This window comes from Streptomyces cyaneofuscatus (genome assembly GCF_000718135.1).
GTDB lineage: Bacteria > Actinomycetota > Actinomycetes > Streptomycetales > Streptomycetaceae > Streptomyces > Streptomyces cyaneofuscatus.
Map to the genome: position 1 here is coordinate 255,116 of NZ_JOEM01000002.1, position 19,021 is coordinate 274,136.

Here is a 19,021-nt window from a genome sequence, read left to right on the forward strand (position 1 = left end):
CCATGCCCCGACCGCTCCGTTCCGTGCCCTCGGCCGCCCATGACCCCGGTCTCGACAGGCTGAAAGCCGTACTGGACGGCTGGCGGGCCTCGCTGCTGGACATGGGCGGCCGCAACCGCCTGCTGAACTTCCGCCACACCCGTACGTCGACGCTGGAGATCACCTCTCCCGGGGCCGGGCCCCTGCTGGCCGAGCTTGCCAAGGGCTGGGAGTTCGACCCGGTGGTGGAGGCCCTGGAAGGCGAGGAGGGCAGGGCGGTGCCCGCGCCTCGCGGACGCCCGGGACTGGAGACCCAGAAGACCACCCAAGCGGGACTGGACCGCGCCCTCTACCAGCTCCGCCAGAAGTCCGGGCAGATGTTCAACGACTACGGCCTGTGGGTCCTCTGGCTGGGCGTCGGCATGCTCGACTGGCGCGAGGAAGGGGCACACGAGACCAGTTCGGCGCCGCTGCTCCTCGTCCCGGTGGAGCTGCGGAAGGAGGGCGGCCGCCGCTACCGCCTCCACTTGGCGGACAGCCAGGACCGCGTGCACAACCCCGCTCTCGCCGTGAAGGCGGAACGTCTGGGAGCCGACTGGGCCCAGGTCACCGGCACCGACGCCGGCGACCTGCCGGCGTTGATGGCGGCCGCCCGCACCGTCGCGGCCGGACAGCGGGGCTGGACGGTCGACGACCGCGTCGTGCTGGGTCTGTTCGCCTCGCACCGGGAGGCCATGTACAAGGACCTGGAGCAGAACGAGGACCGGATCCTCGCCCACCCCCTGGTGCGCGCGGTCGCCCTGGGGCCGGACGCGGGTCTGCCGGACGACCTCATCGGGTTCGAGCCCCCGGAGCTGGACCGGATCGACGAGATCCAGCTGCCCGAGCGGACGCCGCTGGTGCTGGACGCGGACGCCTCCCAACGCCAGTGCATCGCGGCGGCTCTGGAACACCGGTCCTTCGTGATGAGCGGTCCGCCCGGCACCGGCAAGAGCCAGACCATCACCAACCTGATCGCCGCCCTGATGCACGCCGGCCGCAGTGTGCTGTTCGTCAGCGAGAAGGCGGCGGCGCTCGACGTCGTGCGCAACCGGCTGCGCGGTGTGGGGCTCGGCGACTTCGTGCTGGCCCTGCACAGCGGTGATACGAGCAAGAAGGCGGTCGCCACCGAGCTGGCCCGGGTCCTGACCACCGAGGTCCGGGTCAACGGAGCCGCCGAACACGAACGCGAGCGGGCCCGGCTCCTGCGGGAGGAACTCTCCGCCTACGCGGCGGGCATGAACCAGGTCAGGGAGCCCCTCGGGCGGACCCTGCACGACGTCCTCGGGCGCCTGGTCCAGCTGGAGCAGGCGGGGACACCGCACCTGCCCCTGTCCGCGGAGAACGCGAAGACCGTCCGGACCCTGAGCGCCGGAGCCCTGCAAGATCTTTCCGCGGCGGCCAAAGCCGTCAGCCGGGCGTGGCGCCCCGTCGCGGAGGGAGACGCCTTTCCCTGGCGTGGGCTTGAGGGAGCCTCCGCACACCAGGCCGCCACCGAGGCGTCCGACGCCCTCGGTGCCCTGCGCACGGCGACCGCCCGCCGCCCGTTCGCCGGTACCCAGGGTGAGCCCCGGTCCGTCCGAGAGCTTCAGCAGACCGTACGCTCCCTGCGCGTCGGGCTGCCCGACGGCATCGGCTCGGGCGACGCACCGCTCCAGGAAGACGCCTCCGGTCAACTGGCGCAACTCGCCGACCTGTTCGGGATGCCCAAGCCGGACGACGGTGAGGCGGCCGCCGCCCTGTGCGCACTCGCCGACCTCACGACGGCCGAGAACCGCCCGCCGGCCGACTGGTTCGACGACGAGAACCTCGGTGCGGCGCATCGGGCCGCGCAGGCGCTGCGGGAAGCCCTGACCGCGGAGGCCGAAGCACGTGCGGCGGCCGAGGACGTGTTCGGCGAGCAGGCCGTCGACCTGGCGGACCTGCCCGGTCTCGTCGCCCGATTCGAGGGGCAGCACGCCAAGCTGATGGCCCGCTTCTCGGCCCAGTACAAGGCCGACCGTACGACCGTCGCGGACCTCACTCATGACGGTGCCTGGACCAAGTCCCTCGTCGGGCGTCTGAACGACGCCCTTCAGTGGCAACGGGCCGCAACCGAGGTGCGCCGCCTCTCCGGAGAGCACGCCGTGCTGCTCGGCCGGTACACGCCCCGCACCCAGGATGACGTACCCGCCCTCACCGACGCGCTCGCGACCGCCGACCGCGTCACCGAACTGGCCGGTGAGGCGGGTCGGCGCGATCTGCTGGCCGACCAGCTCGCCGACGGTGTCGACACCGACCGCCTCCCCACCCTGCTGGCGGAGAACGCTCGACGCGCCCTAGGCGACTGGTGTGCCGTCGCCGAGCGCCGGGCCGAGCGCTGGTCGGCATCCGTGACGGCGCTGCTCGGCCTCTTCGGCGTGGACCGCCGGGTGCAGCTCTCCCCGCTGCTGCTGGGCCCTCTCGACCAGGCGGGCCAGGCCGTCGAAGCGCTGCTCGCCGACCCGCACGGGCCGGAGGAGTGGCACGCGTACCGGGACGGCATCGCTGTCCTCGCCCGCCAGGGCGCCGACGCACTCGTGGCGGGCGCGGCCGAGCGCGGCATCGAACCGCAGCGGTTGCCGGAGATCGTCGAAAGGGCCGTGCTCGCGTCCTGGGCGGACGGCATCCTCGCCACGGACGCACGGCTGCGTACGACCCGTTCGGACGACCTCGATGCCAGGGTGGCCGACTACCGGGAAGCCGACCGCCGCCTCATCGCCGCCGCGGGCGCTGCCGTGATCGAGGCCTGCAACAAGCGGCGGCCCCGGAGCTTCGGCGGCGGAGGCGCCGCGGTGATCACCCGGGAGGCGGAGAAGAAGACCCGGCACATGCCCGTCAGGGAACTGCTCGGCCGCACCCGTGAAGTCGTGCAATCCGTCAAACCGTGCTTCATGATGAGCCCCTTGACGGTCAGTCAGATGCTGCCTGCGGACTACCACTTCGACGTCGTCGTGTTCGACGAGGCCTCACAGGTCCGGCCCAGTGACGCGATCAACTGCATCTACCGGGGCCAGACACTGATCGTCGCGGGCGACGACAAGCAGCTTCCGCCCACCTCGTTCTTCGATTCCGCGGGGGAGGAGGAGTCCGACGAGTACGAGGCGGACGTCCCCGACTCGTTCGAGTCGCTGCTGCACGCCTGCAAGGCGGGCGCCATGCGGGAGCTGCCGCTGCGCTGGCACTACCGGAGCCGGCACGAGGATCTGATCACCTTCAGCAACCGGTCGTTCTACCGGAACTCGATGGTGACCTTCCCCGGGGCGCTCGACGAGGGCAACGACGTGGGCGTCGCCTTCCTGCAGACCGACGGCGCCTACGACCGCGGCGGCCGCCGGGACAACCGGGTGGAGGCGGAGTACGTCGCCGCCCGGGTGCTCCACCACTTCGACACCCGCCCCGGCCGCTCCCTCGGCGTGGTGGCTCTCTCCCAGGCACAGGCCTCGGCCATCGACCTCGCCGTGCAGCAGGCCCGGCTGGCCCGGCCCGACCTCGACCACTGCTTCACCGAGGACCGCCTCGACGGCTTCTTCGTCAAGAACCTCGAATCGGTGCAGGGCGACGAACGCGACGTCATGATCATGTCCGTCGGGTACGGCCCCGACGAGCACGGCAAGCTCGGACTCAACTTCGGCCCCATCAACAAGAACGGCGGCTGGCGGCGACTGAACGTGGCGGTCACCCGCGCCCGGTACCGGATGGAGGTCGTCGCCTCGTTCCGGGGCACGAGCCTGCCCGACAGCCCCAACGAGAGCGTCCAGCACCTGAAGCGCTATCTGGAGTACGCGGAGAACGGGCCTGCCGTTCTGGCCCGTGACGTCGTCCAGTCGGACGCGGAGCCGGACAGCCCCTTCGAGGAGTCGGTGCTCGCGGTCCTGGAAGGGTGGGGCTACACGGTGCAGCCCCAGGTCGGCGTCGCCGGCTATCGCATCGACCTGGGGCTGCGCCATCCGCAGCACCCGGGCGCGTACGCACTGGGGATCGAGTGCGACGGTGCGATGTACCACTCCTCCAAGGCGGCCCGGGACCGTGACCGGCTGCGGGAACAAGTGCTGAACGGGCTCGGGTGGCGCCTCTACCGGATCTGGGGCACCGACTGGTACCGGGGGCGCGCGGCAGCCGAACTGCGGCTGAGGGAAGCGGTCGAGCAGGCCATCGCCCAGGGCCCGCTGACAGCGGCGGCCGCCCGGCCTCCGGCTCACGTCGACCCGGCCGCCGAGCCGTCCCCCGTCGCCGCATCACCTGTCGGCCCCACCGAACCGTTCGACCGCGTGGAACGCTCCGGCGCCGTCCCCGGCGACCCGGCCGCTGTGCGTGTGCCGGCACAGGCAGCGGCACCCGCCGAGATCACGTACGAAAGAGTGCCGGTCGACAGGGCGCCGCGCCGCGAGTGGAGCGCTCCCTACCAGGCCTGCCGGATCACGGTCGATTCCCCTCATGAACTGCACACGCCGGAGGCCAGGAGGGAGCTGAGGAGCGCCCTCACCCAGATCGTCGCCGTCGAGGGGCCTGTCCACGAGGACCTGCTGGTGCAGCGGGCCCGTGAGGCATGGGGCGTCGCCCGGGCCGGGAACCGCATTCGCGACAACGTGCGCACCGCAGCACAGGAACTCGTCCGCTCGCGAAGCCTTGCCTGTGACGACGGCTTCTACCGGGCCGCCGGGCACACCCCTGCCACGGCACGCACGCCGCAAGCCGGAGAGACCGCGCGCAAGGTCACGCTCATCGCCCCCGCCGAGCGCCGGCTCGCCCTGACCGAGCTGGCAGCCGAATGCCCTGGGATGTCACAGGACGAACTGATCAGGCAAGCCTGCGAGTTCTTCGGATGGCGCAGGACGGGGGCCGACATCCGGACCGCCCTGGAGAGCGACATCACGGAGCTGTACCGACAGGGTCGATTCCAGGGCGGGCCTGACCGCATCAGCGCTGTGCGCGGAGACACCCCGAGCGGGTGAGGGAGACGGGCGGGCGCCGCCGGCGGTGGCGATGTCCGGGGCGGCCCGGGCCGCCCCGGTCCGGCCCGTCACAGCCATACGCGATCACCGGACGTGCCGGAGGTGAGCAGAGGGCGCGTGGTGGCAGTACGGCGGGGGCGCTGTGCCCGCCGTCGCGGCGGTCCGCGCACGGTTCGCCGAGGCTTCCGTTCCGGCGAGTCCGGCTGCCAGTGAGATGCCGATGACGAAGAGGCTCATCAGAGGAACACCGATCCTGACCATGCCCCGCGCGTGGACCCACCGGTGGTAAGGGCGCATCCATCCGGCCAGGGCCAGCACCACGGCCGCGAGCTCGAGCGCGAGGCCGACCGGCTTGAGGGAGGCCGCGTAGCTCGAGCACGCCGAGACATGGATGGTGTCGGAGGGAACGCCGAAGCCGGCTTGGAGGTACATCGTGTGCAGCAGTCCGCCGGACCAGGGCAGGGTCAGGGCGAGTGCGGGAACGAGGGCCGGTACGGCCCAGTTGGCGTTCCTGCTGAACCAGGAGTGGACGAGGGCGTACCCGAGTCCGTACAGGACGAAAGCGAGAGCGCTCCAGCCGCCCACCGCGTACGCGCGGATGCGTGGGGCTTGCCCGGGAGGCCCTGGCGCTGCCGGAGCGAGCACCAGACCGGGAGCCGCGCAGCCGACGACGGATGCCGTGCCCCAGGCGACGACGACGATCGGCGGCTGGTCCTGCTGCCGGTCGCTGGGCTGACGACCGGTGAGCTGACGGCCTACAGGGCGGATCAGCCCGCACACGATGATACGGAAGGGCGGCCGGGCTGCTTGAGGATACGGACCTCTCCAGGAGTTGTGCCGCGAGCCCCTTCTCGTCATGACGGTCCATGACCGCGATGAGCACCTCGATCCGGCGGTTGAACGGCTCGACCGGCAGGGCGGCCGTCTCCGCCGGCTCGCCGGAAGCGTCCGGTGCGCCGGAACTCGCCCCGTCACGAGGAGGGGGAACAGTTCGCCCCACCGGTCGTCGGATGCTCGGCCGTTGTCGTCGCCACACGCTCCGTGCGCTCCCCTTCTGCACCCGTCCCGGCCAGGCCGACCGAGGGAACCCTCTCGTATCACGTGGGGGCCGGGATAAAGGGCCGTTGTCCCGGTGGGATTCTTGCGGCGCCCGTACGCCCTCCGCGAGGCTGTCGCCATGACCGTCGACGAGGCATGGGACCGCATCGAGGACTGGCTCCGCGCCAACGCCCCCGCCACCCAAGCGGAGCTCCCGCCTCCGGCCGGCGCCGACGACATCCGGGCGGCACAGGACGCGATCGGCTGCGCGTTCCCGCCCGAACTGACGGCCTCGCTGGCGCGGCACGACGGGTCAGGAGCGTTCGTCCTCCCGCCCCTTCACCGGCTCCATGGCACCCGCCTGATCGTGACGGAGTACCGCGCGTACCGGCGGGCGGAGCAGGCGCGGAGCCCGGAAGAGCCCACCTGGTGGGACGCGCGCTGGATTCCCCTCGCCGACGACGGATGCGGGAACAGCCTCTTCCTCAGCCAGACGCCCGGGCCTCCTTTCGGCCGGATCGGGGACCACGCGAAGGACGGCGGCGGATCGTTCCCCGAGGACGGGACGCCGACGTCGCTCGGGGCGTTCCTGGAGTCGACGGCCCAGGGGCTCCAGGACGGCCTCTGGGGTGCGTACGAGCCGTACGTCGACGAGGACGGGTTCCTGGAGTGGCGCGAGCCGGACGCGGACCTCGTCCTGGCCTGGGACATGCGGGAGATGAACCGGCGCTACGGGTTCGGGTGAGGGGCCTCACTCCCCTCTTCCGTAACTGGAACCCCAACTGCTTCTTACATCAATGCCCTTGTGAGCCATCTGCGCGTGCTGGAGCATCGGTTGCCGGGCCGGGGCAGCAGCGCGCATCTGCGGGGCTGTTGATGCTGCCGCCCCCGGGGCGCAGGACATCCGTGATCCGCGGGCATGGCTGGCGGTGGTCGTGTCGCGGGTCGCGTGCGACTGGCACCGGGGCCGGGCCCATGACGAGGCACTGCGTGAACGGCTGGTGAGCCGGTGGGCGCGTCGCCCGCCTGAGATCTCCGAGGAGCACCGGGTGTGGGCCATCGCGGTGGCCGGAGAACTGGACTCCCTGTCCCTTCTCCAGCGGCAGATGGTCTCGCTCCGCTTCTACGCCGACCTTCCGGTGAGCACCATCGCGGAGCTGCTGGAGATCCCCGAGGGAACGGTCAAGAGCCGCCTTCACAGCACGGTCGCCGCGTTACGCAGACGACTCCAGGAGAAGGAGGTGATCTGAGGTGACACCGGTGACCGAATTCGACGAGGAGCGTCTGCGGAGGGCGCTCCACCTGATCGGGGACGAGGCGGGGCAGGAAGGCGAGCGGGTCATGCCCGCGGCGCGGGTGCCCCGGTGGCAGCAGCGGGGGGACGTGTGAGCGAGCCCCTGTCCTGTCAGCCGGCGCCAAGGAGGGCCAGGGGGCAGCGGACCGCCCCGTCCCCGGTGCTGTGCGGTACCGGGGGCGGGGCGGGGCGGCGCTTCGTTCACGCGCTTCGGGTCAGCGCAGCTGTTCGTACGCGGGCAGCGTCAGGAAGTCGGCATAGTCCTGGTCCAGGGAGACCTGGAGCAGGAGGTCGTGGGCCTGCTGCCACTTGCCGGCGGTGAAGGTCTCCTCGCCGATCTCCTCGCGGATCGCGGCCAGTTCCTCGGCGGCGACCTTGCGGGCCAGCTCCGCGGTGGCGTGCTCGCCGTTCTCGAAGACCACGTCCGCGTTGATCCACTGCCAGATCTGGGAGCGGGAGATCTCGGCGGTGGCCGCGTCCTCCATCAGGTTGAAGATGGCGACCGCGCCCAGGCCGCGCAGCCAGGCCTCGATGTAGCGGATGCCGACCGCGACGGCGTTGCGCAGGCCCTCGTACGTGGGCTTGGCGTCGAGCGTGTCGATGGCGATCAGGTCGCCCGCCGCCACCGAGACGTCCTCGCGGAGGCGGTCCTTCTGGTTCGGCTTCTCGCCGAGGACCGCGTCGAAGGAGGCCATCGCGATCGGGACCAGGTCGGGGTGGGCGACCCAGGAGCCGTCGAAGCCGTCGTTCGCCTCGCGGTCCTTGTCGGCCTTGACCTTCTGGAAGGCCACCTTGTTGACCTCGGCGTCGCGGCGCGAGGGGATGAAGGCCGCCATGCCGCCGATCGCGTGCGCGCCGCGCTTGTGGCAGGTGCGGACCAGGAGTTCGGTGTACGCCCGCATGAACGGGGCGGTCATCGTCACCGCGTTGCGGTCCGGCAGGACGAACTTGGCGCCGCCGTCACGGAAGTTCTTGACGATGGAGAAGAGGTAGTCCCAGCGGCCGGCGTTCAGCCCGGAGGCGTGGTCGCGCAGCTCGTAGAGGATCTCTTCCATCTCGTACGCGGCGGTGATCGTCTCGATCAGGACCGTCGCGCGGACGGTGCCCTGTGGGATGCCGACGTAGTCCTGGGCGAAGACGAAGATGTCGTTCCAGAGGCGGGCCTCCAGGTGCGACTCCGTCTTCGGGAGGTAGAAGTACGGGCCCTTGCCGAGGTCGATCAGGCGCTGGGCGTTGTGGAAGAAGTAAAGGCCGAAGTCGACCAGCGCGCCGGGCACGGGGGTGCCGTCCAGCTGGAGGTGGCGCTCGTCCAGGTGCCAGCCGCGCGGGCGGGTGACGACGGTGGCGAGCTCGTCGGCGGGCTTCAGCGCGTACGACTTGCCGGACTTCGGGTCGGTGAAGTCGATGCGGCGCTCGTAGGCGTCGGTCAGGTTGAGCTGGCCGAGGATCACGTTCTCCCAGGTGGGAGCGGAGGCGTCCTCGAAGTCGGCGAGCCAGATGCGGGCGCCCGAGTTGAGCGCGTTGATCGTCATCTTGCGGTCGGTCGGACCGGTGATCTCCACCCGGCGGTCGTTCAGCGCCGCCGGGGCGGGCGCGACCTTCCAGGAGTCGTCCGCGCGGACCGCCGCCGTCTCGGGCAGGAAGTCCAGCGTGGAGGTGCGGGCGATCTCGGCGCGGCGCTCGGTGCGCCGGGCGAGCAGCTCATTGCGGCGCGGCGTGAACTGCCGGTGCAGCTCGGCCACGAACGCGAGGGCCGCGTCGGTCAGGACCTCTTCCTGCCGGGGCAGGGGCTCGGCATCGACGATGGCCAGCGTGGACGGCGCTGGTGCGGACATGAGCTGTCACTCCTTCAGCGGGCGGCGGCGTCTCATGGCCGCCGGGTCGCCTGAGACGGCACGGCGTGCCATGGGCTCCGAGATACGGCCGTGGGTGCCGTCTGAGGTTCAGAGGGCTTCTGACCAGTGGATAGTAGTTTCCTCATGGTGGAAGTTCAATGGTTTGTTGATGTCGAGATTCTCCGGGTCGACAGAAACGGGGTGCCGGCGGCGCAGCGTGCCAGGGCGGCCACTCAGGGTTGGTCCACGTCACTCCAGATGGCCCAGGTCCTCCGCCGTGTCGATGTCGTACGCCTGCGCCACATCCGAACACTCCACCAGCGTGATCGCATCGCGGTGCTCCCGCAGATACGCCCGCGCGCCCTGGTCGCCCACCGCCCCCGCCGCGATGTCCGCCCACCGGTCCGCCCCGAACAGCACCGGATGGCCGCGCTCCCCGTCGTACGCGGCGGCCACCAGGCTCGTCCGCGACCGGTACGCCAGACGCACCCGCGCCACCGCCTCCGCGCCGATCCCCGGCTGGTCCACCAGCAGGACGAGCGCCGCGTCCGCCCCCGTACCGCTCAGGGCGGCCAGGCCCAGCCGGAGCGAGGAGCCCATGCCCTCCTCCCACCCCTGGTTCACGGTCACCGCTGCCCCCGTCAGATCGGCCCGGGCGCGCACCTCGTCGGCCGCCGCGCCCAGCACCACATGGAGCGGGCCGCAGCCGCCGTTGCGCAGGGCCCGCAGGGCGTGCTCCACCAAGGGGCGGCCGCGGTGCTCCAGCAGGGCCTTGGGGCGGCCGCCGAGCCGCCGGCCGCCGCCCGCGGCGAGCAGCACCCCCGCCACCTTGGGATTCTTCGCATGAGAAGCCATGAGCCCTGGATACCACCGAGCCGTTCGCACACGCGACACGCATGTCACTCTCAGGGGTAACCCTGATTTCTTTCCGTGGGCTGGCGCGCACAGCCTGTCATGGCGTTAACTTGCGGGCGAGCCCCGGTACTTGGCCACCGCCCCGGGGTTCGGGGGCCACACCGGCACAAGGATGTGCGAGGGGGAGTGCTGTGTTGCGAAGCGTGGGGCAGAAGCGGGTCACCGGCAGCGGCGAGGACCCGAGGGTGGCAGAGCTGCGCATAGCCGTCTCCCGGCTCCGCCGAGAACTGGCCTCACTCTCCCTGGAATTCCCGGACCGGCCCATCGCCGAGGAGGAGCTCGCGGCACTCGACGCCATGGCGGTCGGCGGGGTCCCGGAGATCCCGCGCATGCGCAGCTCGCTGCTGCTGCTCGCGGGGTCCATCGGCTCGGTCAGCGCCCTCGCCGCCGCCTTGCGCGACGTACGCAACGCGGTGGACCTCTTCGGGGAGCCGCCGCGCGGGTGAGGCCGGGCCCCTCGGCCTCGGGTGGCCTCAGCGGCGGATCAGCCTGCGGGCCGTCGCCGCCGCGACCGCCGACGTACGGGAGTCGACGCCCAGCTTCGCGTAGATGTGCACCAGGTGGGACTTGACCGTGGCCTGGCTCAGGAACAGCTTCTTGCTGATCTGGAGGTTCGACAGGCCCTCCCCGACCAGTTGCAGCACCTCCAGCTCCCGCCGCGTCAGCGCCTCGGCGGGCGTACGCATCCGGTCCATCAGCCGGTGCGCCACCGAAGGAGCGAGCGCGGAACGGCCCGCCGCCGCCGTGCGCACGGCGGCGGCCAGCTCCTGCGGGGGCGCGTCCTTCAGCAGATAGCCGCTCGCGCCCGCCTCGACGGCCGCCAGGATGTCGGCGTCGGAGTCGTACGTGGTGAGGACCAGGACGCGAGGGCTCTCGGGGACGGCGGTGATCGCCGCCGTGGCCTCGGAGCCGTGCATTCCGGGGCCCGGGCCGAACTGGAGGTCCATCAGGACGACGTCGAAGCCGCCCGCCGCCGCCAGCGCCACGGCCTCCTCGGCGGTGGCCGCCTCGCCCGCGACCCGGAAGTCCGGCTCGGTGTCCAGGACCGCGCGCAGACCCGCCCGTACGACGGGGTGGTCGTCGGCGAGCAGCAGCCGGATGGCGTTCCCCTCACTCACGCGGCACGCTCCTCCTTCTGGACCGGGCCTGCCACCGGCAGCGTGACCGCCAGCGCCGTGCCCTGGCCCGGCGCCGACTCGACGCTCAGCGTGCCGCCCAGCGTGGCCGCCCGCGACCGCATCGCGGGCAGCCCGAAACCGCCGTCGCCGCGCTCGGCCACCGGTGCGCCCGACGGGTCGAAGCCCTGCCCGTCGTCCACCACGTCCAGCGCCACGGACGTGTCCATGAAGCTCAGGGTGATCTCCGCCCGGCCCGCGCGCGCATGGCGCACCGTGTTGGCCAGCGCCGACTGGGCGGTCCGCAGCAGCGCCACCTCGTACGGCGTCGGCAGCCCCACCGGCGTACCGCTGACCGCGAACCGTACGGTGAGGTCCGGCCCGGTCGTCCGGGCGCAGAGCCGCTCCAGCGCGGCCGCCAGCGAACCGTGCTCCAGGTCCGGCGGCGTCAGCGCCCGTACGAAGGAACGCGCCTCGGCCAGGTTGGCCTGCGCGGCCTCCCGGGCGGCGCGGACATGCGCGGCGGCGGGCGCGTCCCCGGGCAGCGTGCGCTCGGCGGCGCGCAGCAGGAGCTGGATGCTGGAGAGGCCCTGGGCGAGGGTGTCGTGGATCTCCCGGGCGAGCCGCTCCCGCTCGGCGAGGGTGCCCGCCGTACGCTCCGCCTCGGCCAGCTCCGCCCGGGTGGCGACCAGCTCCACGATCAGCTCGCGCCGCCGCTCGCTCTCGCGGAACAACGCGTCGTACCCGAGGACCGTGGCGATGGCGACGGCCGCACCGAGCAGCGGGCCGATGAACGCGCCCGGGGCGATCTCCTGCCGGTGCACGACGAAGCTGGTGATCGCGGCGGCGGCGGTGACGACGACGGCGGGCACGCCCCAGCGCGTCGGCAGCAGGTGGAGCTGGAGGAAGTAGAGCGGGAAGGCGACCCACAGGGCGTCGGGGGAGAGGACGAGCAGCCCGAGCCAGAGGGCGCAGAGCGCGGCCAGCCAGAGGGCCGCCGCCCTGGACCCGGGGCGGATGGACGCCCGCTGTCGTACGGACTTCCGTACGAAGGTGGCGCGCACCCCCGCCCCGTACACCCCCGCCGTCACCAGCGTCAGCGTCACCACCGCCCCCGCGTGCGGCGCGCCCTCGCCCACCGCGCGCACCGCCACCAGCGCCAGCAGGCCCGTCAGCAGCGCGTGCAGACAGAGCCGCAGGGCAGCGGTGACGGGGGTGTGCGAACGCGAATCCATGGTCCGTCCAGCGTAGCGGCGGCTCTCGCGCGGCCGGTCAATCGAAAGGTTGATCTGTGAACCGTCCCCCGCGCGATGTTTCCGTGCCCCGGACCACCGACGATGGACCCATGTTCGTCGCATGGAGAGACCTTCGGTTCGCCAAGGGCCGGTTCGCGCTCATGGGGTCGGTCGTGGTCCTGATCACGCTGCTCGTGGGCCTGCTGTCCGGCCTCACGGCCGGCCTGGCCCGGGAGAACGTCTCGGCCGTCACCGGTCTGGACGCCGACCACCTCGCGTTCGCCGCCCCGCGCGGGGACCAGTCGGTCTCCTTCACCAACTCGACCGTCCGCGAGGACGACTGGCGGGCCTGGGCCGACCGCCCGGGGGTCGAGGCCGCCCAGCCGCTGGGCATCCGGACCCTGAACGCCACCGCCCCCGGTGACCGTACGGCCCCGGTGTCGGCGTTCGGCGTCGAACCGGACGGGACGCTCGCACCCGAAGCGCCGGAAGGCATCGGTCCGGGGCGCGTCGTGCTCTCCGAGAAGGCCGCCGAGGAGCTCGGCGCCGCCCCCGGCGACAGGATCGCGCTCGGCCGGGCCGAGCGGGAGGTCGCCGCCGTCGCGGGCGACGCCTCGTACAGCCACACGCCCGTCGTCTGGACGACGCTCGACGACTGGCAGCAGATCGGCCACGACGGCGCGGGCCCCGCCGAACAGGCGACCGTCATCGCCCTGACCACCACCGCCGGCGCCGACCTGGCGGCCGGGGACGAGGCGGCGGAGACCCGCACGCTCTCCCTCGACGACTCCCTCACCGCGATCGGCTCCTACCAGGCGGAGAACGGCTCGCTGCAACTCATGCGCGCCTTCCTCTTCGCCATCTCCGCCCTCGTCATCGGCGCCTTCTTTACTGTCTGGACCATCCAGCGCAGCGGCGACGTCGCCGTACTCAAGGCGCTCGGCGCCTCCACCCCGTACCTCCTGCGCGACGCCCTCGGGCAGGCCGTGGTGATGCTTGCCCTCGGTACGGGGCTCGGGACCGCGCTCGCCGCCGGGGCCGGGGTGCTGATCGGCGGGGGGCCGGTGCCGTTCGTGCTGGACGCGGCGACCGTCCTGGTCCCCGCCGCGATCATGATCGCCCTCGGCGCCCTCGGGGCCGCCCTCTCCATCCGGCGGATCACCGCCGTCGACCCCCTCACCGCACTCGGGAGTGCCCGATGACGCTCATCCTCACCGACGTGACCCTCACCTACCCGGACGGCGAGGGCCGGCTCACCGCCCTGGACGGGGTCTCGCTGGAGGTTCCGGCGGGCACGCTCACCGCCGTCGTCGGGCCGTCGGGCTCGGGCAAGTCCAGCCTGCTGGCCGCCGCCGCGACCCTGGTCACCCCGGACTCCGGCGAGGTCGTCGTGGCCGGTACGCGGACAGGGCCGCTGACCCCGGCGGCGCGGGCGGCCCTGCGCCGGGAGCACATAGGGATCGTGTTCCAGCAGCCGAACCTGCTGCCCTCGCTCACCGCCGCCGAGCAGCTCCAGGTGATGGCCCACCTGTCGGGCGGCCGGACCCGGGAGGCCCGCCGCCGGGCGCTGGAGCTGCTGGACGCGGTGGGCCTGGCGGAGAAGGCGGACCGGCGGCCGCACCAGCTCTCGGGCGGTCAGCGCCAGCGGATCAACATCGCCCGCGCCCTGATGAACGAGCCCGACGTGCTCCTCGTCGACGAGCCGACCAGCGCCCTCGACCACGAGCGAGGGGCGGCGGTCCTGGACCTGCTGGTCACCCTGACCAGGGAGCGCGCCACCGCGACGGTGCTTGTCACGCACGACCGGGCGCACCTGGACCGGATGGACCGCACGGTGACGATGGACGACGGGCGGCTGACCGTACCGGCGCAGGTCTGAACCCCCCTGGGGTCAGTTCGCCCCGTTGCTCGCCAGCGCGTCCGACAGCTCGCCCGCGACCTGCTGGAGGATCGGCACGATCCGCTCCGTCGCGCTCTCCGTCACCCGGCCCGCCGGTCCCGAGATGGAGATGGCGGCCGAGGTGGGGGAGTTGGGGACGGAGACGGCCAGGCAGCGGACCCCGATCTCCTGCTCGTTGTCGTCCACCGCGTACCCCGCCCGGCGCACCTGCTCCAGCGCGTCGAGGAAGCCCTCGGGCGTGGTGATCGTCTTCTCGGTCGCGGCCGGCATGCCGGTACGGGCGAGCAGCGCGCGGACCTCGTCGGCCGGGGTGTCGGCGAGGAGCGCCTTGCCCACCCCGGTCGAGTGCGGGAGGACCCGGCGGCCCACCTCGGTGAACATCCGCATGGAGTGCTTGGACGGCACCTGGGCGACGTACACGATCTCGTCGCCGTCCAGCAGCGCCATGTTGGCCGTCTCGCCGGTCTCCTCCACCAGCCGCTGGAGGTAGGGGCGGGCCCAGGTGCCGAGCAGCCTGGAGGCTGACTCGCCCAGGCGGATCAGGCGGGGGCCCAGCGCGTAGCGGCGGTTGGGCTGCTGGCGTACGTAACCGCAGACGACGAGCGTGCGCATCAGCCGGTGGATGGTCGGCAGGGGCAGGCCGCTGCTCGCGGACAGCTCGCTCAGCCCGACCTCGCCCCCGGCGTCGGCCATCCGCTCCAGCAGGTCGAAGGCGCGCTCGAGCGACTGCACCCCACCGCTGGCACCGGAGGGCTTGGAGTCGGCTGTGCTGGCGTGGGACGGCGGCACGTCAACGGTCCTTTCGAAGCGGAAGGCAAGGCAGCAGCCTACCGGGCGCTGCCCGATCGGCCCACAGCTGTCCGGTGGGCGTCCGTGCCGGTCAGGGGCGGTTTTGTCCGGGTGCCGACGGTGCGTGGGCGGTCGGCGCGGCGGCTCGGTGCCGCCTCTCCTGGTCCATGCTACGTTCCGCACTCCGAAATATGACTTTTACTTTGTGGAAACCTCCAGTCGGATGGCGGGGGTGGCCCGCCGGGTCCCGGTGGCGGAAGGTGGGGTCTTGACGAGGGCGATTCCCGAGTGAAGACTCCATCGGAGCTTCAACAGTTCGTTGAATTCCTGTCGTGATCATTCCTGGAGTGAAGGAGCACGGGTGTCCGGTCCGGACGTGAACCTGGTACTGCGCTCGACGCGCGTCGTCACCCCCGAGGGCATCCGCCCGGCGACGGTCGCCGTCGCGGGCGGAACCATCGACGCGGTCCTGCCGTACGACACCGAGGTGCCCGCGGGCGCCCGCCTGGAGGACTTCGGCGACGACGTCCTGCTCCCCGGCCTCGTCGACACCCACGTCCATGTGAACGACCCCGGCCGCACCGAGTGGGAGGGCTTCTGGACCGCCACCCGCGCCGCGGCGGCCGGCGGCATCACCACGCTCCTGGACATGCCGCTCAACTCCCTCCCGCCGACCACCACCGTCGAGAACCTGCGGATCAAACAGCAGGTCGCGGCCCCCAAGGCACACGTCGACACGGGCTTCTGGGGCGGCGCGCTCCCCTCCAACGTGAAGGACCTGCGCCCGCTGTACGAGGCCGGGGTCTTCGGCTTCAAGTGCTTCCTGTCGCCCTCCGGGGTGGAGGAGTTCCCCGAGCTGGACCAGGAGCAGCTGGCCCGCTCCCTGGCGGAGATCGCCGGATTCGGCGGGCTGCTCATCGTCCACGCCGAGGACCCGCACCACCTCGCCGAGGCCCCCCAGCGCCCCGGCCCCGCCTACGCCGACTTCCTCGCCTCCCGCCCGCGCGACGCCGAGAACACCGCGATCGAGGGGCTCATCGCCCACGCCAAACGGCTGAACGCCCGGGTCCACGTGCTGCACCTCTCCTCCAGCGACGCCCTGCCGCTGATCGCCGCAGCCAAGCGTGAGGGCGTCCGCGTCACCGTCGAGTCCTGTCCGCACTTCCTCACCCTCACCGCCGAGGAAGTTCCGGACGGGGCCACCGAGTTCAAGTGCTGCCCGCCGATCCGCGAGGCCGCCAACCAGGACGCCCTGTGGGCCGGGCTCGCCGACGGCACGATCGACTGCATCGTCAGCGACCACTCCCCGTGCACCACGGACCTGAAGACCCCGGACTTCGCCTCCGCCTGGGGCGGCATCTCCTCCCTCCAGCTCGGCCTGCCCGCCATCTGGACCGAGGCCCGGCGGCGCGGCCACTCCCTGGACGACGTCGCCCGCTGGATGTCCGCCGCCCCGGCCGAGCTCGCCGGGCTGAGCCGCAAGGGCGCCATCGAGGCGGGACGCGACGCCGACTTCGCGGTCCTCGCCCCCGAGGCGACCTTCACCGTCGACCCCGCCGAGCTCTTCCACCGCAACCAGGTCACCGCCTACGCGGGAAAGACCCTGCACGGCGTGGTCCGCTCCAGCTGGCTGCGCGGTGTCCGGATCGCCGCCGGCGGCGTCCTCGCCGAGCCCACCGGCCGCCTCCTCGAACGCGACCACTGACCGCGCCTGCGAGCAGCGCTCTCGTACCCGATCACTGACCGCACCTGCGAGCTGCGCTCTCGTTCGCGACCACCGACCGTCTCCACCGGTACGCGACCACCGACCGTGCCCCGTGCCCCGTGCCCGAAAGGACCACCGACCATGACGGACGCCGCGATACCGCGCTTCACCGGCGACGCCAGCCCGTACGCGGGCGGCGACCCGTACGCCGACCACCGCACCGCCGACTTCCCCTTCACCCACCTCGTCGACCTGGCCGACCGCCGCCTCGGCGCCGGGGTCATCGCCGCCAACGACGAGTTCTTCGCCGAGCGCGAGAACCTGCTGAAGCCCGGGCCCGCCGTCTTCGACCCGGAGCACTTCGGCCACAAGGGCAAGATCATGGACGGCTGGGAGACCCGCCGCCGACGCGGGGTGAGCGCCGCCGAACCGCACCCCACCCCCGACGACCACGACTGGGCCCTCGTCCGCCTCGGCGCCCCCGGCGTCATCCGGGGCATCGTCCTGGACACCGCCCACTTCCGGGGCAACTACCCGCAGGCCGTCTCCGTCGAGGGCGCGTCCCTCCCCGGCTCCCCGTCGCCCGAGGACCTCCTCGCCCCCGACGTGAAGTGGACGACGCTCGTCCCGCGCACCCCGGTCGGCGGGCACGCGGCCAACGGCTTCGCCGTCGACGCCGAACAGCGCTTCACCCACCTGCGGATCAATCAGCACCCGGACGGCGGGATCGCCCGGCTGCGCGTGTACGGAGAGGTCGCGCCCGACCCCGCCTGGCTCGCCGCCCTCGGCACGCTCGACCTCGCCGCTCTGGAGAACGGCGGCCAGGTCGAGGACGCCTCCGACCGCTTCTACTCCCCGGCCACCAACACCATCCAGCCCGGCCGCTCCCGCAAGATGGACGACGGCTGGGAGACCCGCCGCCGGCGCGACCGGGGCAACGACTGGATCCGCTACCGCCTCGCCGCGCAGTCCGAGATCCGGGCCGTCGAGATCGACACCGCCTACCTCAAGGGCAACTCGGCGGGCTGGGCCGCCCTTTCGGTCCGGGACGGCGAGGACGGCGACTGGTCGGAGGTCCTGCCCCGGACCCGGCTCCAGCCCGACACCAACCACCGCTTCGTCCTGGACGGACCGGTGCGCGCCACCCACGCACGGATCGACATCTTCCCGGACGGCGGGATCTCCCGGCTGAGGCTGTACGGATCCCTCACCGGCGAGGGCGCCGCAGGGCTGGCCGCGCGCCACCGCGAGCTGGGCGGCTGACCGTACACGAACGGGTCGGCGCCACCGCGATCGCAGGGGGATCGCGGTGGCGCACCGACCTGTCGTCCACCGTCACCCACCGCCCCTCAGAACTCCTCGTGCGTGTCCGGGTCGCCGCCGAAGCGCCGCTGCCGCCCCGACGCGATCGTGGTCAGCTCCTGCGCCGTCAGTTCGAACCCGAACAGGTCCAGGTTCTCCCGCTGCCGCCCCGGATCCGCCGACTTCGGGATCGGCACCGCGCCGACCTGCGTGTGCCACCGCAGCACCACCTGCCCCGGGGTCACCCCGTGATCCTCGGCGATCGCCACCGTGGAGGGGTCCTCCAGCACCTCGCGGCCCCGTGCCAGCGGGCTCCAGGCCTCCGTGACGATGCCCTTCGCCGCGTGCACCGCCCGCAACTCCTCCTGCGGGAGCAGCGGGTGCATCTCGATCTGGTTCACCGACGGCAGCACGCCCGTCTCGCGCTCCAGCCGCTCCAGATGGGCGGCGGTGAAGTTGGAGACGCCGATGGAGCGGACGAGACCGTCCTCGCGGAGCCGGATCATCGCCTTCCACGTCTCGACGTACTTGTCGACATGAGGCAGCGGCCAGTGGATCAGATACAGATCGACGTACTCGACGCCGAGGCGGCCCCGCGACTCCTCGAACGAGGCCAGCGTCTGCTCGTACCCCTGATGCCTCCCCGGCACCTTGGTCGTCAGCCGGATCTCCTCGCGCGGGACACCGCTGCGGGCGATGCCCCTGCCGGTGCCGGTCTCGTTGCCGTAGTTCAGGGCCGTGTCGATGAGCCGGTAACCGAGTCCCAGGGCTCCCGCGACGGCCTCCTCCGCCTCAGCGTCGTCCAGCGGATAGGTGCCGAGGCCCGCCGCCGGGAGGGTGGTGGAGTCGTTGAGCGTATGAACGGGTACGTCGCCCATGGTCGGTCCTGACCTTTCCGTAGC

At 72.3% G+C, this 19,021-nt stretch carries 16 protein-coding genes; 9 read left to right on the forward strand and 7 right to left on the reverse strand.

Going from position 1 to position 19,021, the window contains the following annotated elements:
* The first annotated feature begins 2 nt into the window (after positions 1 to 2).
* Complete coding sequence (locus IF17_RS0104990; protein ID WP_030562529.1) at positions 3 to 4,991, forward strand: DUF3320 domain-containing protein; 4,989 nt, start codon at positions 3 to 5, stop codon at positions 4,989 to 4,991.
* 84 nt (positions 4,992 to 5,075) lie between these two features.
* Here IF17_RS0104990 and IF17_RS0104995 read toward each other — a convergent pair whose 3' ends face one another.
* Positions 5,076 to 5,771 (reverse strand): hypothetical protein, encoded by a 696-nt coding sequence (locus tag IF17_RS0104995; protein ID WP_157851123.1) that lies wholly within the window; start codon positions 5,769 to 5,771, stop codon positions 5,076 to 5,078.
* 397 nt (positions 5,772 to 6,168) lie between these two features.
* Between IF17_RS0104995 and IF17_RS0105005 the strand changes: the two genes are divergently transcribed.
* From IF17_RS0105005 to IF17_RS1000000140100, 3 genes are all read left to right on the forward strand, one after another.
* Positions 6,169 to 6,774 (forward strand): SMI1/KNR4 family protein, encoded by a 606-nt coding sequence (locus tag IF17_RS0105005; RefSeq protein WP_032771755.1) that lies wholly within the window; start codon positions 6,169 to 6,171, stop codon positions 6,772 to 6,774.
* Between the two features lie 190 nt (positions 6,775 to 6,964).
* Positions 6,965 to 7,279 carry an RNA polymerase sigma factor gene (locus IF17_RS0105010; protein WP_244890412.1) on the forward strand — a complete coding sequence of 105 codons (315 nt, stop codon included), beginning with the start codon at positions 6,965 to 6,967 and terminating at the stop codon, positions 7,277 to 7,279.
* Between the two features lie 10 nt (positions 7,280 to 7,289).
* Positions 7,290 to 7,418, forward strand: a complete 129-nt coding sequence (locus tag IF17_RS1000000140100; protein ID WP_275406329.1) for a hypothetical protein — start codon at positions 7,290 to 7,292, stop codon at positions 7,416 to 7,418.
* 120 nt (positions 7,419 to 7,538) lie between these two features.
* Here the strand turns inward: IF17_RS1000000140100 and aceB are convergent, their stop codons facing one another.
* Both aceB and IF17_RS0105025 read right to left on the reverse strand, forming a co-directional pair.
* Positions 7,539 to 9,158, reverse strand: coding sequence for a malate synthase A (gene aceB / locus IF17_RS0105020; RefSeq protein ID WP_030562537.1), 1,620 nt, complete (start codon positions 9,156 to 9,158; stop codon positions 7,539 to 7,541).
* A gap of 249 nt (positions 9,159 to 9,407) precedes the next feature.
* Positions 9,408 to 10,013, reverse strand: coding sequence for a nucleotidyltransferase family protein (locus tag IF17_RS0105025; protein WP_030562539.1), 606 nt, complete (start codon positions 10,011 to 10,013; stop codon positions 9,408 to 9,410).
* A 191-nt stretch (positions 10,014 to 10,204) separates the two neighbouring features.
* Between IF17_RS0105025 and IF17_RS0105030 the strand changes: the two genes are divergently transcribed.
* Positions 10,205 to 10,519: a DUF5955 family protein gene (locus IF17_RS0105030; protein ID WP_030562541.1), complete on the forward strand. Its 315-nt coding sequence runs from the start codon at positions 10,205 to 10,207 to the stop codon at positions 10,517 to 10,519.
* A gap of 27 nt (positions 10,520 to 10,546) precedes the next feature.
* Here IF17_RS0105030 and IF17_RS0105035 read toward each other — a convergent pair whose 3' ends face one another.
* Positions 10,547 to 11,191, reverse strand: coding sequence for a response regulator (locus IF17_RS0105035; protein WP_030562543.1), 645 nt, complete (start codon positions 11,189 to 11,191; stop codon positions 10,547 to 10,549).
* A complete protein-coding gene (locus IF17_RS0105040; RefSeq protein WP_030562545.1) occupies positions 11,188 to 12,423 on the reverse strand; it encodes a sensor histidine kinase in 1,236 nt (411 codons plus the stop codon). Before IF17_RS0105040 ends, IF17_RS0105035 begins: the two co-directional genes overlap by 4 nt.
* A 110-nt stretch (positions 12,424 to 12,533) precedes the next feature.
* Between IF17_RS0105040 and IF17_RS0105045 the strand changes: the two genes are divergently transcribed.
* Complete coding sequence (locus IF17_RS0105045) at positions 12,534 to 13,625, forward strand: ABC transporter permease (protein ID WP_030562547.1); 1,092 nt, start codon at positions 12,534 to 12,536, stop codon at positions 13,623 to 13,625.
* Positions 13,622 to 14,302: an ABC transporter ATP-binding protein gene (locus IF17_RS0105050; protein ID WP_030562549.1), complete on the forward strand. Its 681-nt coding sequence runs from the start codon at positions 13,622 to 13,624 to the stop codon at positions 14,300 to 14,302. The genes IF17_RS0105045 and IF17_RS0105050 overlap by 4 nt, the downstream gene beginning before the upstream one ends.
* A gap of 12 nt (positions 14,303 to 14,314) precedes the next feature.
* Here IF17_RS0105050 and IF17_RS0105055 read toward each other — a convergent pair whose 3' ends face one another.
* Entirely contained in the window at positions 14,315 to 15,112 is a 798-nt protein-coding gene (locus IF17_RS0105055; RefSeq protein WP_030562551.1) for an IclR family transcriptional regulator, read from the reverse strand.
* Between the two features lie 361 nt (positions 15,113 to 15,473).
* On the opposite strand from IF17_RS0105055, the gene allB reads away from it, so the two are divergent.
* Together allB and alc are read left to right on the forward strand one after the other, a co-directional pair.
* Complete coding sequence (gene allB, locus IF17_RS0105060) at positions 15,474 to 16,817, forward strand: allantoinase AllB (RefSeq protein WP_030562552.1); 1,344 nt, start codon at positions 15,474 to 15,476, stop codon at positions 16,815 to 16,817.
* A 141-nt stretch (positions 16,818 to 16,958) separates the two neighbouring features.
* The gene (gene alc / locus IF17_RS0105065; RefSeq protein WP_030562556.1) at positions 16,959 to 18,080 is read left to right on the forward strand and encodes an allantoicase; all 1,122 of its coding nucleotides are present in this window, start codon (positions 16,959 to 16,961) and stop codon (positions 18,078 to 18,080) included.
* An 86-nt stretch (positions 18,081 to 18,166) separates the two neighbouring features.
* On the opposite strand, the gene IF17_RS0105070 is transcribed toward alc, so the two are convergent.
* Positions 18,167 to 18,997: an aldo/keto reductase gene (locus IF17_RS0105070; RefSeq protein WP_030562557.1), complete on the reverse strand. Its 831-nt coding sequence runs from the start codon at positions 18,995 to 18,997 to the stop codon at positions 18,167 to 18,169.
* Positions 18,998 to 19,021: the final 24 nt, after the last annotated feature.